Origin of the sequence: Plantibacter auratus (assembly GCF_050587365.1) — a bacterium.
Classification (GTDB): Bacteria; Actinomycetota; Actinomycetes; order Actinomycetales; family Microbacteriaceae; genus Plantibacter; species Plantibacter auratus.
The window spans coordinates 1,294,693-1,310,878 of record NZ_JBOBFV010000001.1 but is presented as its reverse complement, the minus strand read 5'-3'; the positions used below and the strand labels follow the sequence as shown (position 1 = coordinate 1,310,878).

Annotated in this window: 11 protein-coding genes; 9 read left to right on the top strand and 2 right to left on the bottom strand. The window is 68.6% G+C overall.

Annotated features, from left to right (window positions below; genetic code table 11):
• Positions 1–2 precede the first annotated feature (2 nt).
• On the bottom strand, positions 3–857 hold the full coding sequence (locus ACQ3HE_RS06115) for a spermidine synthase (protein ID WP_071259566.1): 855 nt from the start codon (positions 855–857) through the stop codon (positions 3–5).
• A 56-nt stretch (positions 858–913) separates the two neighbouring features.
• On the opposite strand from ACQ3HE_RS06115, the gene ACQ3HE_RS06110 reads away from it, so the two are divergent.
• The 6 genes from ACQ3HE_RS06110 to ACQ3HE_RS06085 all read left to right on the top strand — a co-directional run bounded on the left by ACQ3HE_RS06110 (position 914) and on the right by ACQ3HE_RS06085 (position 11,822).
• On the top strand, positions 914–1,702 hold the full coding sequence (locus tag ACQ3HE_RS06110; RefSeq protein WP_430891687.1) for a LamB/YcsF family protein: 789 nt from the start codon (positions 914–916) through the stop codon (positions 1,700–1,702).
• Entirely contained in the window at positions 1,696–2,391 is a 696-nt protein-coding gene (locus ACQ3HE_RS06105; RefSeq protein WP_430891686.1) for a 5-oxoprolinase subunit B family protein, read from the top strand. The genes ACQ3HE_RS06110 and ACQ3HE_RS06105 overlap by 7 nt, the downstream gene beginning before the upstream one ends.
• Positions 2,388–3,257: a 5-oxoprolinase subunit C family protein gene (locus ACQ3HE_RS06100; protein WP_430891685.1), complete on the top strand. Its 870-nt coding sequence runs from the start codon at positions 2,388–2,390 to the stop codon at positions 3,255–3,257. The genes ACQ3HE_RS06105 and ACQ3HE_RS06100 overlap by 4 nt, the downstream gene beginning before the upstream one ends.
• Positions 3,258–3,493: 236 nt before the next feature.
• Entirely contained in the window at positions 3,494–6,985 is a 3,492-nt protein-coding gene (gene rpoB / locus ACQ3HE_RS06095) for a DNA-directed RNA polymerase subunit beta (RefSeq protein WP_079705237.1), read from the top strand.
• 45 nt (positions 6,986–7,030) lie between these two features.
• Positions 7,031–10,912 (top strand): DNA-directed RNA polymerase subunit beta', encoded by a 3,882-nt coding sequence (locus tag ACQ3HE_RS06090; protein WP_079705238.1) that lies wholly within the window; start codon positions 7,031–7,033, stop codon positions 10,910–10,912.
• A 142-nt stretch (positions 10,913–11,054) separates the two neighbouring features.
• Positions 11,055–11,822: a hypothetical protein gene (locus tag ACQ3HE_RS06085; protein WP_430891684.1), complete on the top strand. Its 768-nt coding sequence runs from the start codon at positions 11,055–11,057 to the stop codon at positions 11,820–11,822.
• Between the two features lie 14 nt (positions 11,823–11,836).
• On the opposite strand, the gene ACQ3HE_RS06080 is transcribed toward ACQ3HE_RS06085, so the two are convergent.
• Entirely contained in the window at positions 11,837–12,832 is a 996-nt protein-coding gene (locus tag ACQ3HE_RS06080) for an amidase domain-containing protein (RefSeq protein WP_430891683.1), read from the bottom strand.
• 261 nt (positions 12,833–13,093) lie between these two features.
• Between ACQ3HE_RS06080 and ACQ3HE_RS06075 the strand changes: the two genes are divergently transcribed.
• From ACQ3HE_RS06075 to ACQ3HE_RS06065, 3 genes are all read left to right on the top strand, one after another.
• Complete coding sequence (locus ACQ3HE_RS06075) at positions 13,094–14,128, top strand: hypothetical protein (RefSeq protein ID WP_426737289.1); 1,035 nt, start codon at positions 13,094–13,096, stop codon at positions 14,126–14,128.
• Between the two features lie 2 nt (positions 14,129–14,130).
• On the top strand, positions 14,131–14,619 hold the full coding sequence (locus tag ACQ3HE_RS06070; RefSeq protein WP_411557984.1) for a DUF6121 family protein: 489 nt from the start codon (positions 14,131–14,133) through the stop codon (positions 14,617–14,619).
• Positions 14,620–14,748: 129 nt separating this feature from the next.
• Entirely contained in the window at positions 14,749–16,071 is a 1,323-nt protein-coding gene (locus tag ACQ3HE_RS06065) for an FHA domain-containing protein (protein ID WP_430891682.1), read from the top strand.
• Positions 16,072–16,186: the final 115 nt, after the last annotated feature.

Below are 16,186 nucleotides of genomic sequence, written 5' to 3'. Positions count from 1 at the left end.
GGTCAGCCCTTCGTCTGGAAGATGCCCTGGGCGGGGTTCGGGGAGGGGACGGCGGTCGTGTCCGTCACGACCTGCGCGCCCGCGATGAAGGCGCGCAGCTCGGCGCCCGCCACCGCCTTGGCGGGGTGGGGTCCGGCCGCGAGGAGCCTCGGCAGGAAGTCGAGTGGGAGGGCGGTGTTCGAACCGACGAGGACGACGTTGCCGAAGCGGCGGCCCTTGAGGATCTGCGTCTCCGCGAGGGCGGCGACGTGCGACACGGAGTCGGCGAGCGTCGCGGCCTGTCCGCGGGCGAACGCCAGTCCGCGGCCGTCGGCGACGTTCACGACGATGACGCCGGTCGGCGACAGCAGCTCGACCGCTGAGGCGTAGAACTCCGTGCTCGTGACATGGGCCGGCGTGTTGGCGCCGCTGAAGATGTCGACGACCACGAGGTCGACGGTGCCCCGCAGGCCTGGCGGCAGCTTCGCGACGATCTCGCGGGCGTCGCCGTATCGGACGCGGATCTGGGCGCGCTTCGACCAGGGGAGGTGCTCGCGCACGAGATCGATCAGTTCGCGCTCGAGTTCGACGACCTGCTGCCGCGAGCCCGGCCTCGTCGCCTCCACGTAGCGGGGGAGGGTGAGCGCGCCGGCACCGAGGTGCACCGCCGTGATCGGCTGACCGGGGTCGGCGATCTCGTCGATGATGTGACCGATCCGCTGGATGTACTCGAAGAAGAGCTCCTCGGGCTGATCGAGGTTGACGTGCGACTGCGGCGTGCCATCGACCACCAGCTGATAGGTGCCCGGCACGAAGCGGTCGGCCTCGATCCTGGCCAGGTATCCGCTGACGCCGAGTCGTACCTGTGCCTCGTCCATACCCCCACCCTAGACTTTCCCGCAGTGGCGGGAGGCGGAGCGGAAGGGGTGCGGCCGTGGCGCAGGTGGACCTCAACAGCGACCTCGGCGAGGTCTGGCGCGGTGTGCCGACCGCCGACGACGACGCCATGTTCGCCCTGATCACGAGCGCGAACATCGCTTGCGGCTTCCACGCCGGGGACGCCGTATCCATGCGCGACGCCGTCCGCCGCTCGACGGCCCACGGGGTGTCGCTGGGCGCCCACCCGTCCTACCGGGATGAGGCGGGCTTCGGGCGCCGCGACCAGGACGTACCGGCCGAGGTGCTCGAGGCCGATGTCCTGGAGCAGCTCCGCGCCCTGCAGCGAGCGGTCGACGAGGTCGGCGAGGCCGACGGGGTCGGCGCACGGCTCGCCTACGTGAAGCCGCACGGCGCCCTCTACAACCGGATCGCGCACGACCGGGTGCAGGCGCGGGCGGTCGTCCGAGCGGTGGTCGCGGCCGCCGAGGAGCTCGGGCGACCACTTCCCGTGCTCGGGATGCCCGGCTCCGTGATCGAACAGGAGACCCTCGCCGCCGGACTCCGCTTCGTCGCGGAGGCCTTCGTCGACCGCGGCTACCGCTCCGACGGTTCGCTCGTCCCGCGCGACGCGCCCGGGGCATTGGTCACCGATGAGACGGTGGCCGTCCGCCGGGCCGTCTCCCTCGCTCTCGACCGACGCATCACCAGCGTCGTCGGTGCCGACGTGGAACTCGACGCGGTCTCGCTCTGCGTGCACGGCGACACCCCGGGGGCCGTGTCGCTCGCCACGGCGGTCAGGGCCGCCCTGCTGGACGCCGGCGTCGAACTGGTCGCGCCGTGGTGAACGCGGACACCTCCACCGGACCCGTGCTCCGAGCGATGGGGGAGGAGGCCGTACTCCTCGAACTCGCATCGCTCGAGGACGTCCTGCTCGTGCACCGGGCGCTCGCCGCTTCACGCCCGGCGGGGTTGGTCGACCTCGTCCCGGCCGCCCGGACCGTGCTCGCCGTGACGGACGCGCGGGGCCCGGCGCTCGCCGCGGTGGGGGCCTGGTTGCTCGCGACCGGGGAACGGGTGCTCGCGCCCGGCGCGGGAGGCTCGACCGGCGCTGTCGACGAGGCGGGGAGACGGTCGGACACCGTCATCCACGTCCGCTACGACGGCCAGGACCTCGCCGAGACCGCGGCGTTGCTCGGCATGGACGCCGACGGTCTCATCGCCTGGCACACCGCTCACGCATGGACCGTCGCCTTCAGCGGCTTCGCGCCGGGGTTCGCCTACCTCGTGTCGGAGCGGGAGGACGAGACGATCGGCCCGCAGCTCGAGATCCCGCGCCTGAACGTGCCGCGGACGACCGTCCCCGCCGGTTCGGTGGCGCTCGCTGGGACGTTCAGCGGCGTCTACCCGCGAGCCTCCCCGGGCGGGTGGCGCATCATCGGGACGACGGACGCCGTGCTGTGGGACGACGCAGCGGATCCACCAGCCCTCCTCGTCCCCGGCGGTCGGGTTCGGTTCGCACAGGTCCCCGCATGATGGGCGGGACACTGCTGGTGGAGGCTGCTGGACCGGCGACCACCGTGCAGGACCTGGGCCGACCGGGTGCCGCGGCCCTCGGGGTGAGCCCGTCCGGCGCGCTCGACCGCGGTGCCCTGCGCCTCGCCAACCGTCTCGTCGGCAACCCGGAGGGCCGTGCGGCGCTCGAGGTCGTCCTGGGCCCGTTCGTGGCCGTCCCCGACGTGGACCTGTGGATCGCCGTGACCGGCGCGTGGGGACCGATCGCCGTGGACGGTCGTCCCGTCGACGGGCATCGCGCCGTGCGGGTGCCGGCCGGCTCCCGGCTCAAGCTCGGTGCGGCGACGCACGGGCTGCGGTACGTCCTCGCGGTCCGGGGCGGCTTCGACGGTCCGGAGCTCCTCGGCTCGCGGTCGACCGACACCCTGGCCGGCCTCGGCCCGGCACCGGTCGTCGGCGGCGATCGACTCGTCGTCCTCCCCACCCCGCGCCGCCGCGTCCCTCCGCTCGACATCGCCCCCTGGACGCGGCCGGACGCCGGGGAGCGGCTCATACGGGTCTCGCCCGGACCCCGCCGGGACTGGTTCGACGCCGCCTCCCTGCAGCGTCTCGTCGAGCAGTCGTGGAGCGTGACGGCCGACGCCGACCGCATCGGGATGCGCCTCGACGGGACGCCGCTCGAGCGACTCGATCCCGGTCGTGAACTGCCGAGTGAGGGCATGGTCGCCGGGGCGGTCCAGGTGCCGCCGAGCGGTCTGCCGACGATCCTGTCGGCCGACCACCCCGTCACCGGCGGGTATCCGGTCATCGCGGTCGTGCGCGCCGCGGACCGCGACCTCCTGGCGCAACTCCGGCCCGGTCAGCGCCTGCGGTTCGGCACGGGTTGACGGGAACACCGGGGGCGACGCGGCGGTTATACCGGAAAGTCGAAAACTCGTCAAGGAAAGAGTAGACACGCCGTAGATTCCGGCATATAGTTGTTCTTTGCGCTCCCAGAATCTCTATGCCTTCATATTGCGGTCGGCTGGTGTGCGGGTCCAACCCGCCACATGTTCCTTTCTGGTGAGTAACTCCACTGACGACCAGTAACTCGGCCCCCAACAGGCCTCCGGAGGTTATCCCCTTGGCTGCTGCGCGCAACGCAACCACCAACTCACCCAAGAACGGCCGCGGAGCATCCCGCCTCTCGTTCGCGAAGATCACCGACACGCTCACGGTTCCAGACCTCCTGGCTCTGCAGACCGAGAGCTTCGACTGGCTGGTCGGCAACGACGTGTGGAAGGCACGCGTCGAAGAAGCCACCCAGGCCGGCCGACAGGACCTGCCCACGAAGAGCGGCCTCGACGAGATCTTCGAGGAGATCTCGCCCATCGAGGACCTCGGCGAGACGATGCAGCTCTCCTTCGCCAACCCGTACCTCGAGCCCGAGAAGTACTCCATCGACGAGTGCAAGGAACGCGGCAAGACCTACGCGGCCCCGCTCTACGTCGAGGCCGAGTTCATGAACCACCTCACCGGTGAGATCAAGACCCAGACGGTCTTCATGGGCGACTTCCCGCTCATGACCGAGCGCGGTACCTTCATCATCAACGGCACCGAGCGTGTCGTCGTCTCGCAGCTCGTCCGCAGCCCGGGCGTGTACTTCGAGTCGGCTCAGGAGAAGACCTCCGACAAGGACATCTTCTCCGCTCGCGTCATCCCGAGCCGCGGTGCCTGGCTCGAGTTCGAGATCGACAAGCGCGACCAGGTCGGCGTCCGTATCGACCGCAAGCGCAAGCAGTCCGTCACCGTGTTCCTCAAGGCGCTCGGCATGACGAGCGAGGAGATCCTCGAGGAGTTCAAGGGCTACGAGTCGATCGAGCTCACCCTCGAGAAGGACACGATCCTCACCAAGGAGGACGCGCTCCGCGACATCTACCGCAAGCTCCGTCCGGGCGAGCAGGTCGCAGCCGAGGCCGCGCGTGCGCTCCTCGACAACTTCTACTTCAACTCGAAGCGCTACGACCTCGCGAAGGTCGGCCGGTACAAGATCAACAACAAGCTCGGTCTCGACAAGCCGCTCAGCGACTCCGTCCTGACGACCGACGACATCGTCGCCACGATCAAGTACCTCGTCGCCCTGCACCGCGGCACGGCCACCCTCCCGGGTGTCCGCAACGGCAAGCCCGTCGACCTCCGTCTCGACACGGACGACATCGACAACTTCGGGAACCGTCGCATCCGCGCCGTCGGCGAGCTCATCCAGAACCAGGTCCGCACCGGTCTGTCCCGCATGGAGCGCGTCGTCCGCGAGCGCATGACCACGCAGGACATCGAGGCCATCACGCCGCAGACCCTGATCAACGTGCGCCCCGTCGTCGCCGCGATCAAGGAGTTCTTCGGGACCTCGCAGCTGTCGCAGTTCATGGACCAGAACAACCCGCTCGCGGGCCTGACCCACAAGCGTCGCCTCTCGGCGCTCGGCCCCGGTGGTCTGTCGCGTGAGCGTGCAGGCGTCGAGGTGCGAGACGTCCACCCGTCGCACTACGGCCGCATGTGCCCGATCGAGACCCCGGAAGGCCCGAACATCGGCCTGATCGGTTCGCTCGCATCGTTCGCGCGGATCAACTCGTTCGGTTTCATCGAGACCCCGTACCGTCGCGTCGTCGACGGCCGGGTCACCGAGGACATCGACTACCTGACCGCGATGGAAGAGGACAACTACATCGTCGCGCAGGCCAACGCTCCGCTGAAGAGCGACGGCCACTTCCAGGAGGACCGCGTCCTCGCCCGGAAGAAGGGCGGCGAGGTCGACCTCATCCCGTCCGAGGAGATCGGCTACATGGACGTCTCCCCGCGCCAGATGGTGTCGGTCGCGACCTCCCTCATCCCGTTCCTCGAGCACGACGACGCGAACCGCGCACTCATGGGTGCCAACATGCAGCGTCAGGCCGTCCCGCTCCTCATGTCGGACTCGCCGCTCGTCGGTACCGGTATGGAGGGCTACGCAGCCATCGACGCGGGTGACGTCGTCACCGCCGACAAGGCCGGCGTCGTCCAGGAGGTGTCGGCCGAGTCCGTCACCATCCAGCTCGACGAGGGTGGCACGCAGACCTACTACCTGCGCAAGTTCGACCGCTCCAACCAGGGCACGAGCTACAACAACCGCGTCATCGTCTCCGAGGGTGCACGCATCGAGGCCGGCGAGGTCATCGCCGACGGCCCCGCAACGGAGAACGGCGAGCTCGCGCTCGGCAAGAACCTCCTCGTCGCCTTCATGACGTGGGAGGGTCACAACTTCGAGGACGCGATCATCCTCAGCCAGAACCTGGTGAAGGACGACGTCCTCTCCTCGATCCACATCGAGGAGTACGAGGTCGACGCCCGCGACACCAAGCTCGGCAAGGAGGAGATCACCCGTGATCTCCCGAACGTCAGCCCGGAGCTGCTCAAGGACCTCGACGAGCGCGGCATCATCCGCATCGGTGCCGAGGTCCGCCCCGGCGACATCCTCGTCGGCAAGGTCACGCCGAAGGGTGAGACCGAGCTCTCCGCCGAGGAGCGCCTGCTCCGCGCCATCTTCAACGAGAAGAGCCGCGAAGTCCGCGACACCTCGCTGAAGGTTCCCCACGGTGAAGCCGGCACGATCATCGCCGTCAAGGTGTTCGACGCACAGGACGGCGACGACGAGCTCGGCTCGGGCGTCAACCAGCGTGTGGTCGTCTACATCGCCCAGAAGCGCAAGATCACCGAGGGCGACAAGCTCGCCGGCCGTCACGGCAACAAGGGTGTCATCGCGAAGATCCTGCCCGTCGAGGACATGCCGTTCCTCGAGGACGGCACGCCGGTCGACGTCATCCTCAACCCGCTCGGTATCCCCGGTCGAATGAACTTCGGTCAGGTCCTCGAGATCCACCTGGGGTGGATCGCGAAGCAGGGCTGGAACGTCGAGGGCAAGCCCAGCTGGGCCAAGAAGCTCCCGGCTGCCGCGCACTCGGCCGAGCCGAACACCAAGGTCGCGACCCCGGTGTTCGACGGCGCCTCCGAGGAGGAGATCGCCGGTCTGCTCGACTCGACCAACGTCACCCGCGACGGCGACCGCCTCATCGGTTCCTCCGGAAAGGCCCGTCTGTTCGACGGCCGCTCCGGCGAGCCGTTCCCGGCACCGGTCTCGGTCGGCTACATGTACATCCTCAAGCTGCACCACCTCGTGGACGACAAGATCCACGCGCGTTCGACGGGTCCGTACTCGATGATCACGCAGCAGCCGCTCGGTGGTAAGGCTCAGTTCGGTGGACAGCGCTTCGGTGAGATGGAGGTCTGGGCCCTCGAGGCATATGGAGCCGCGTACGCGCTCCAGGAGCTCCTGACCATCAAGTCCGACGACATCCTCGGCCGCGTCAAGGTGTACGAGGCCATCGTCAAGGGCGAGAACATCCAGGAGCCGGGTATCCCCGAGAGCTTCAAGGTGCTCATCAAGGAGATGCAGTCGCTGTGCTTGAACGTCGAGGTCCTCTCGGCCGACGGCACCGCGGTGAGCCTGCGCGACACCGACGACGACGCGTTCCGCGCCGCCGAGGAGCTCGGGATCAACATTTCCTCCAGGTTCGAGTCGTCGTCCATCGACGAGATCTAAGCCTGACCACTGTAGAGACTGACGAAACCTTTCATAGGAGATACATTGCTCGACGTCACAACTTTTGACGAGCTTCGCATTGGTCTGGCCACCGCAGACGACATCCGTGCCTGGTCGCACGGAGAGGTCAAGAAGCCCGAGACCATCAACTACCGCACCCTCAAGCCCGAGAAGGACGGTCTGTTCGGTGAGCAGATCTTCGGTCCTTCCCGCGACTGGGAGTGCGCCTGCGGCAAGTACAAGCGGGTCCGCTTCAAGGGCATCGTGTGCGAGCGCTGCGGTGTCGAGGTCACGAAGTCGTCGGTGCGCCGTGAGCGCATGGGCCACATCGAACTCGCCGCCCCGGTCACGCACATCTGGTACTTCAAGGGTGTCCCCTCGCGCCTCGGCTACCTGCTGGACATGGCGCCCAAGGACCTCGAGAAGGTCATCTACTTCGCGGCCTACATGGTCATCGATGTGGACGAGGACGCACGTCACCAGGACATGCCCGGCCTTGAGAACGAGCTCCGTCTCGAGATCAAGACGCTCGGCGACCAGCGCGACTCGCGCATCGCAGACCGCCTGAAGAAGCTCGAGGACGACCTCGTCGCCCTCGAGGAGGAAGGCGCCAAGAGCGAGCAGAAGCGTCGCACCAAGGACGCCGCCGAGAAGGAGATGAGCCAGACCCGCAAGTCCTACGACGAGCAGATCGCTCACCTCGAGCGCGTCTGGGAGGACTTCCGCAACCTCAAGGTCGGCGACCTCAAGCCCGAGGACTCCGTGTTCCACGAGCTGCAGGACCGCTTCGGCCTGTACTTCGAGGCCTACATGGGTGCCGAGGCGGTCAAGAAGCGCCTGCTGTCCTTCGACCTCGCGGCCGAGTCCGAGCTGCTCCACCACCAGATCGCGGAGGGCAAGGGTCAGAAGAAGATCCGCGCCATCAAGCGTCTGCGCGTGGTCAACTCGTTCCTCATCACCGGCAACTCGCCGGCCGCGATGGTGCTCGACGTGGTCCCGGTCATCCCGCCGGAGCTCCGCCCGATGGTGCAGCTCGACGGTGGCCGTTTCGCGACCTCCGACCTCAACGACCTCTACCGTCGTGTGATCAACCGCAACAACCGTCTGCGTCGTCTGCTCGACCTCGGGGCTCCCGAGATCATCGTCAACAACGAGAAGCGGATGCTGCAGGAGGCCGTCGACGCACTGTTCGACAACGGTCGTCGTGGTCGCCCCGTCACCGGTACCGGCAACCGTGCCCTGAAGTCCCTCAGCGACATGCTGAAGGGGAAGCAGGGTCGATTCCGCCAGAACCTGCTCGGCAAGCGCGTCGACTACTCGGGCCGTTCGGTCATCATCGTCGGCCCGCAGCTGAAGCTGCACCAGTGTGGTCTGCCCAAGCAGATGGCGCTGGAGCTCTTCAAGCCGTTCGTCATCAAGCGCCTGATCGACCTGAGCCACGCTCAGAACATCAAGGCCGCGAAGCGCATGGTCGAGCGCAGCCGTCCCGAGGTCTGGGACGTGCTGGAGGAGATCATCCGCGAGCGTCCCGTGCTGCTGAACCGTGCGCCAACGCTGCACCGTCTCGGCATCCAGGCGTTCGAGCCTCAGCTCGTCGAGGGCAAGGCCATCCAGCTGCACCCGCTCGTCTGCGCCGCGTTCAACGCGGACTTCGACGGCGACCAGATGGCTGTCCACCTCCCGCTCTCCGTCGAGGCCCAGGCCGAGGCGCGCATCCTGATGCTCGCGTCGAACAACATCCTGAAGCCGTCCGACGGCCGCCCGGTCACCCTGCCCACGCAGGACATGATCATCGGCCTCCACCACCTGACCACCCTCAAGGAGGGTGTCGAGGGTGAGGGCCGTGCCTTCTCGTCCGTCGCCGAGGCCATCCTCGCGAAGGACCAGGGCTCGCTCGACCTCAACGCCAAGGTGCGCATCCGTCTGACCGACGTGACGTTCGCCGAGGGCACGGGTCCCGAGGGCTACGAGGGTTCGGGTGTCGCGCTCGTCGAGACGACCCTCGGTCGCGCACTCTTCAACGAGGCGCTGCCGGCGGACTACCCATACGTGGAAGACGTGGCGGACAAGGGCAAGCTGTCCTCGATCGTCAACGACCTCGCGGAGCGGTACCCGAAGACGGTCGTCGCCGCCACGCTCGACAACATCAAGGACGCCGGTTTCCACTGGGCGACGCGTTCCGGTGTGACCGTTGCGCTCAGCGACGTCCTGACCCCGCCGAACAAGCGCGAGATCGTGCAGGGCTACGAGAAGCAGGCCGCCAAGGTCCAGAGCCAGTTCGACAAGGGTCTGACCACGGATGCCGAGCGTCGTCAGGAGCTCATCAAGATCTGGACGGAGGCCACCGAGAAGGTCGCCGAGGCAATGCGCGCGAACTTCCCGGCGGACAACACCATCAACCGCATGGTGTCGTCGGGTGCTCGTGGTAACTGGCTGCAGATCCGCAACATCGCGGGTATGCGAGGCCTGGTGAACAACCCGAAGGGTGAGATCATCCCTCGCCCGATCATCTCCTCCTACCGTGAGGGCCTGTCGGTCGCGGAGTACTTCATCGCGACCCACGGTGCTCGTAAGGGTCTGGCCGACACGGCGCTCCGTACCGCCGACTCGGGATACCTCACGCGTCGTCTCGTCGACGTCTCGCAGGATGTCATCATCCGCGAAGACGACTGCGGCACGACCAAGGGTCTCGAGCTCGCGATCGCGAACGCCGACAGCTCGGGTGAGCTCGTGCGCGACCCGAACGTGGAGAACTCCGTGTTCGCCCGTTCGCTGGCCGCAGCCGCGGTCAACCCGAAGGGTGAGGTCGTCGCCGAGGCCGGCGAGGACGTCGGTGACGTGCTCATCGACAAGCTCGTCTCCGCGGGTGTCGAGAACATCAAGGTGCGCTCGGTCCTGACCTGCGAGTCGACCGTCGGTGTGTGTGCAGCCTGCTACGGCCGCTCGCTCGCCACGGGCAAGCTCGTCGACATCGGCGAGGCCGTCGGCATCATCGCGGCCCAGTCGATCGGTGAGCCCGGTACCCAGCTGACGATGCGTACCTTCCACACGGGTGGTTCGGCATCGGCGGACGACATCACGCAGGGTCTGCCCCGCGTGCAGGAGCTGTTCGAGGCTCGTACCCCCAAGGGTGCGACCCCGATCGCCGAGGCCGCCGGTCGCATCACGATCGACGAGAACGACAAGGCTCGTAAGGTCATCCTGACGCCCGACAACGGCGACGAGCCGGTCGTCTACCCGGTGCTGAAGCGTGCGGTCCTCCTCGTCGAGGACGGACAGCACGTCGAGCTCGGTCAGAAGATCCACGTCGGTGCGGTCGACCCCAAGGAGGTCCTGCGCGTGCAGGGCGTCCGCGAGGTCCAGAAGCACCTCGTCGGTGGCGTCCAGGGCGTGTACCGCTCGCAGGGTGTCCCGATCCACGACAAGCACATCGAGGTCATCGTGCGCCAGATGCTGCGGAAGGTGACCGTCGTCGACCACGGCGACACCGACCTGCTGCCCGGTGAGCTCGTCGACCGCCTGCGCTACGCCGAGCTCAACCGCTCGGCCGTGTCGGAGGGTCGTCGCACCGCATCGGCTCGCCAGGAGGTCATGGGTATCACCAAGGCGTCCCTCGCGACCGAGTCGTGGCTGTCGGCCGCTTCCTTCCAGGAGACCACGCGTGTCCTCACGCAGGCCGCCATGGAAGGCAAGAGCGACCCGCTGGTCGGCCTCAAGGAGAACGTCATCATCGGTAAGCTCATCCCGGCCGGTACCGGCCTGGCGCGCTACCGCAACGTGACGGTCGAGGCCACCGAGGAGGCGAAGGCGGAGCGTTACCCGAACCGCATCTTCGGTGAGGACGGCGCGTTCAACGAGTCCGACCTGAGCTTCGTCGACTTCGACAGCTTCAGCTCCGACGACTTCACCCCCGGTAACTACAACTAGGGCTGAACGACTCACCCGGAGGGCCCGTCCCGATCGTTTCTCGATCGGGACGGGCCCTCCGTCGTTCGTTCGCCCATTCCTGGGCGAACGAACCAGGCATCGGTGAGTTGTGTGGCGGGCCTCTGCACGACATGCTGGTCCGATGAGTGATCAGCCCGAGCAGCCCACCGGCCAGTTCCAGCCGCTGGAGCCGGACGCGACCCCGGTGCAGCCAGACGGCCGCTACGGAGCTCCGGCACCCAAGCGGAAGCGCAATCCGGTCGTGATCGGCTTGAGCGTGCTCGCCGGCGTGCTGGCGATCGCGCTCATCGTCGTCATCGGGCTCCTGGTCGTCGGCCCGGGCGGCACCCCCGCCGCCGACTCGACCCGTACACCGAGTGCGACGGCGACCGCCGGCTCCACTCCTGCTCCGACCACGACGGACACCGCTGAGACCCCTGCTGCACCGGTGCGTCCGACCGAATGCACGCAGCTCTTCCCCGCCGGCTACATCGAGTCACTGACCGCTGACGGTTTCCTCGAGTTGAATCCCGCCTGGTCGCAGCCGCTGTTGTCCGAGAGTTTCGGGTCGAACGACGAGGCCCTGGTGGCCTTGCTCACCCCGACGGACCGACTCACGTGTGACCTCACGAAGGCGAGTGGTGCCGGTGAGGTCTTCATCCTCACGAACGTGGCCCAGGTGGAGGGGGACGTCCAAGCGGCGGCGGTGGCCAGGATGTCCGAAGCCGGGTTCACCTGTTCCGAGGAGACCGGCGGGACGATGTGTTTCACGGAACGTGCCGACCCCTCAGGGAACACCGTCGGTGAGCGCCATTTCCTGCGTGACGGCACCTGGGTGGCCACCCGCTGGGCGAATGTCGCCATCACCGGTTGGACGCAGACCATCGTCTCGACGCTGTTCCCCGCCTGACACCGAACAGCGGGCTAGGCGATGCTCCAGTAGTAGACGGAGGCGCCGGGGTGGATGACGGTGATCGCCTCATCCACGGTGCGGTAGTCGGTGTCGTCGGTGTGCCCCGCGTAGTACACCTGGGTGCCGGCGTCGGTGGTCTCGACCTTCGACACGATGCCCGTGTGGTCGCGGTCCCCGCTGTTGTCCCAGTCGAACTGCACGATGTCACCGACCTTGACCTGGTCGCGCTGCGTGTCGTCGAGAGCGGTGGCGAGCTCGGGGTGCTCCTCGACGTAGTTCATGAAGAACGTCGAGCTGACCCAGGCCTTCGAGAAGTCGAAGTCGTCGCCGGTTCCCTCGGCCCACCAGTCCTCGTCCATCGTCCACCCGCGTTCCAGCAGACTCTGGCTGGCGAAGTTCGCGCAGTCGGTGTCGACCAGCGAGCCGTATTCAGCCAGGTTGTAGCCGTTCCAGTGCGTGAACACGTAGGCCATCTGCGCGTCGACGGGGCTCGTGATGTCGTAGCTGTAGCTCAGCGCGTCACCGTCGACCCGGAGCTCGTCCGCGTAGACGGCGACACCGACGTCGGCGGGGGAGAAGCCGGTGGCTGCCGGTACCGCGACGGTCACCTCGGTGCTCGTCGCCGACAGGATCCGGGCCTCCTGCTCACCGAAGACGACGCGGGTCACGCCGTCCACGTCGACACCGCTCACGGTGAGGGTGCTGCCACCCGCGACGGAACCGGTCGTCGCGGAGATCGCGGTGACCGCCGTGGCGTTGACCGTGGAGGCCGGGACCGTGGACGTCGTGTCGTCCACCGCCTGCGCGGCCGGTGTAGAGGAGGTCGTGTCGGACTGCTGCAGCGCGATCGGGGCGATGACCGCGGTGGCGAGGAGCAGGACGGCTCCGGCAGCGGTACCGGCGACCACGCGTCGCCCGCGCATGGGAAGGGCGCGGTAGCGGGAGGAGAGCCGCCTGAACGGGGAACGGGCGTCGGCGTGACGGTCGTGGGGGAGTTGCTCGGGCATGGGGCCTTTCCGGGGGATGCGCCGTGGGGGGTCGGCGTCGCGGGATCGGCAGTGATCCGACAGATGTCTGGTAGAAGTCCCACTCAACCGCGCGGAGCTGAGGAGACCGTTTCCTCCGGATATGAATCAGACCTGAATCGGGTCGACGGGAGTGAGCGAGTCCCGGCGAGGTTGCCGAGCATCCGTGCCCCGGCTTGCTACCGTGGCGAGCGGAGTGCCGTGAGGGCGCTCCTGAACTGGCTTCCGCCGAAGGAGTACGCGATGAGCACCCAGAACCCCGAGCCCGGATCGCCGACCGACCCGAGCACTCCGGCGGCTGCCCAGACCGCGTCTGGCTCCGCGCGTCCCACGACCGCGTCCGAGCAGCCCGCGTCCGAGAGGCCCGTGGCTGAGCGGGACATCCTCTCCGAGGACACCGTGCAGCAGGACACCATCACCACGGCGGACGGCGTCGGCGCGGACCCGGTCGTCGACGACCGTCGGGTCGCAGACCGCGCCGACACGGCCTCGGACGCCGGGGTGCGCGAGACGCGTCCGTACCAGCCGCACACGCCGCAGCGCGCGTACTCGAACATCGACTTCGACGACGACGACACCGCCGGCACCCCGACGTCGACGGCGGCCACCCGGCAGGCCGACACCGGTGCCCACCCGTACCCCGCCGCGGCCTACGAGCCGGTCGCCCGCTCCGGCGCGACCGAGACCGCCACCGCTGCCGAGACCGAACAGCAGCAGGCCTTCCCGCTGTACGTCCAGGCACCGTCCGAGCCGGAAGTCCGCGGCAACCGCGGCTTCGGCATCCTCATCGGTCTCCTCGGCACCATCATCTTCGCCGGCCTCTACGCGGCCGCCGTCGCGGGCCTGCAGCTGGTGCTGGAAGGCGACGGTACGTTCGTCGAGAACCTCATCCAGATCGCCACCAGCTGGCCGTTCCTCATGGCCGCCGCAGGCTTCTTCCTGGCCTGGGTCGTGACCGCGACCATCGTGAACCGTTCCGGCTGGGTGCACTGGGTGCTCGGCGGTTTCATCATCGGCCTGGTCGTCTTCCTCGCGTGGGTCGGTGGGTTCCTGATCCAGGAGCGCGCTTGGACGCTCAGCATCGACGAGATCCTCGCCGAGGTCACCGGAGTCGCCTTCACGTTCGGGCCGGTCCTCGCCTTCGTCGTCGCCCGCGAGATCCCCGTCTGGTTCGGAGGCTGGATCGCCGCCCGCGGCCGCAAGGTGCGCGAGGCGAACCTCGAGGCGCGTGCCGAGTACGAGCGCGTCCTCGAAGCCGGACCGACGACCGCCCGCTGAGCATGACCGGTGACGCGGACGGAGCACGCGGTCCCTGGTGGATCGCCCCGTTCGCAGCGGTCACCTACGTGGCACTCGTCGTCTGCGCCTTCGGGTTCATCAGCCTGCTGGCAGACCTCGACGTCGTGACCGACCCGGACGCCGGCCCACTGACCGGTCCGCTCATGGTCGTGGTCGCAACGATCGTGGTCCTCTGGGGGATCATCCGTGAGACGCGCCGCACCCCGCTGCGCGTCTCGGTCGGCTCCGCGGTCCTCGCAGGGCTCCTCGCCTGGCTCGCGTACGGCGTGAGCGGCGGCGTGTTCGACGCGATCGCCAGCCGGGACGGAGCGGACGCCGCCGCCTTCGCCGTGACGACACTGACCGGGCCGTTCTCGGTCACCGTCGGTGTGCTGGCGCTCGTCATCGTCCTCGCGGCCGCCGCCGTCGCCACGTCGTCGACCGGGCGGCGTCCGACCCCGCGCTGGCCGTGGGAGCACGACGCGCGGTGAGCCGATGCGACGTCCACCCCGGGCCCGCCCGCGCGGTGCGCTGCTCGACCCTCCCCACGAGGGCGACGGCGTAGGCGATAATCGATCCGTTGCCGTCGTCGGCCGACGGCGCTTGGGGAGGAACCACCGATGAGATCACCCGACCTGACCGACACCGGTCTGGATCTCGACCTCGCGGGGACCGCTGACGACGTCGTCGCGCTCGTCCAACGTGCGGTCGCCGCCTCCGGTGAGGATGCGCAGCAGACCAGGCATTACGTCGCGATCGACGGTGGGACGAGCGCGGACATCCGCCTGCGGGTCGTCTCGGTCGACGATCCGGCTCCGCTGCTCGCGTTCGCGATCACGACCGCCCCGTCCGCACGGGGAACGGCCGCCGCGACGTTCATCATGCAGCACGGCGTCCAGAAGCGTCGGCGTCAGCGCTCGTTGCTCGGGCAGGAGCCGTTCCTGAGCTTCCTGCGCGCGCTCGCCGAGCTGGTGACCGAGTCCGACCCCGACGCCTCCGCCACCCTGCGGGTGCACGGCGCTCGGACCGTCCTCGCTCCGCGTCCAGCAGCGGCGCCGGGCAGCGCAGAAGTGTCTCCTACGGGTGCATCCGCACACGTCCCGGTCACGGACGGGTCGGTCGCCCCGGGCTGGGCTCCGGCGACGGCCGATGTGTCGACACCGTCCCCTGCCGTATCGACCCCGACGTCCGCCGAGCCGGCTCCGGTCTTCGAGGCTCCGGCTGCCCAGGTGACGGCTCCCGAACGTGCCATGCCCGAGACTCCGGTCCCTGGGGCCCCGGGGACCGCAGCTCCGGCTCCCGAACCGATGTGGGCTCCCGCGGGGTCCGCGCCTGAACCGACGCCGCTCGTCGTCGAGGCACCCGCTCCTGAGCCGCAGTTCCGTGAGCCACCGGTCGCACCCGCTCAGACGCGCGCTCCGGCCACATCGACGTCCTCGGTCCCGCCGGAGCTGCAGATCACTGTTCCGCCGGGACTGTTCGCCGGTGCGCCGGTATCCCCGGGTGCGCCTGAGCCGAACGTGCCGGGACCGGTCCGGCCAGCAGCGGACACCGTCGTCCCGACACCGGGAGCGGATCTCGGTGCCACCGTCGTCTCAGCGTCGCTGCGAGCGGGGGACTTCGCGCTCGAGCTGCCCGACGGCGAGCGGATCCCGCTCCGCGGGCCGATCCTGCTCGGCCGCAACCCTGCGGCGCGGCCGGAACAGCCCGACGCCGAGCTGCGCTCACTCGTCGACCCGCGCATGTCCGTCTCGAAGACGCACACGGTCGTCGTACCCGGTCGGCGGTCGCTCCGCGTGACGGACCTGCACTCCACGAACGGCACGACGATCACGGACGCGTCCGGCGCGGTCACCGTCTGCCAGCCAGGCGAGGCCTACGTCGTCGAAGCCGGTTCGACGATCGGGATCGGGGAGTTCCCGATCCGCGTCGTGGTCGGCTGAGAACGCCGTCGGGCATGGGGAGCGCTCCCCATCGTCCCGCCCCGTGCTCTCGGATACGCTGGTGGCCGGCGGGGCGAAACCTGCTGTCGGTGACTGTCAGACGGTCGCCGGTTCC

Bases quoted from the DNA above. Each gene is read 5' to 3' on its own strand.
- ACQ3HE_RS06100 (WP_430891685.1), top strand. From the start codon at position 2,388: ATGATGGGCGGGACACTGCTGGTGGAGGCTGCTGGACCGGCGACCACC.
- ACQ3HE_RS06065 (WP_430891682.1), top strand. From the start codon at position 14,749: ATGAGATCACCCGACCTGACCGACACCGGTCTGGATCTCGACCTCGCG.
- ACQ3HE_RS06085 (WP_430891684.1), top strand. From the start codon at position 11,055: ATGAGTGATCAGCCCGAGCAGCCCACCGGCCAGTTCCAGCCGCTGGAG.
- ACQ3HE_RS06080 (WP_430891683.1), bottom strand. From the start codon at position 12,832: ATGCCCGAGCAACTCCCCCACGACCGTCACGCCGACGCCCGTTCCCCG.
- ACQ3HE_RS06070 (WP_411557984.1), top strand. From the start codon at position 14,131: ATGACCGGTGACGCGGACGGAGCACGCGGTCCCTGGTGGATCGCCCCG.
- ACQ3HE_RS06075 (WP_426737289.1), top strand. From the start codon at position 13,094: ATGAGCACCCAGAACCCCGAGCCCGGATCGCCGACCGACCCGAGCACT.
- ACQ3HE_RS06115 (WP_071259566.1), bottom strand. From the start codon at position 857: ATGGACGAGGCACAGGTACGACTCGGCGTCAGCGGATACCTGGCCAGG.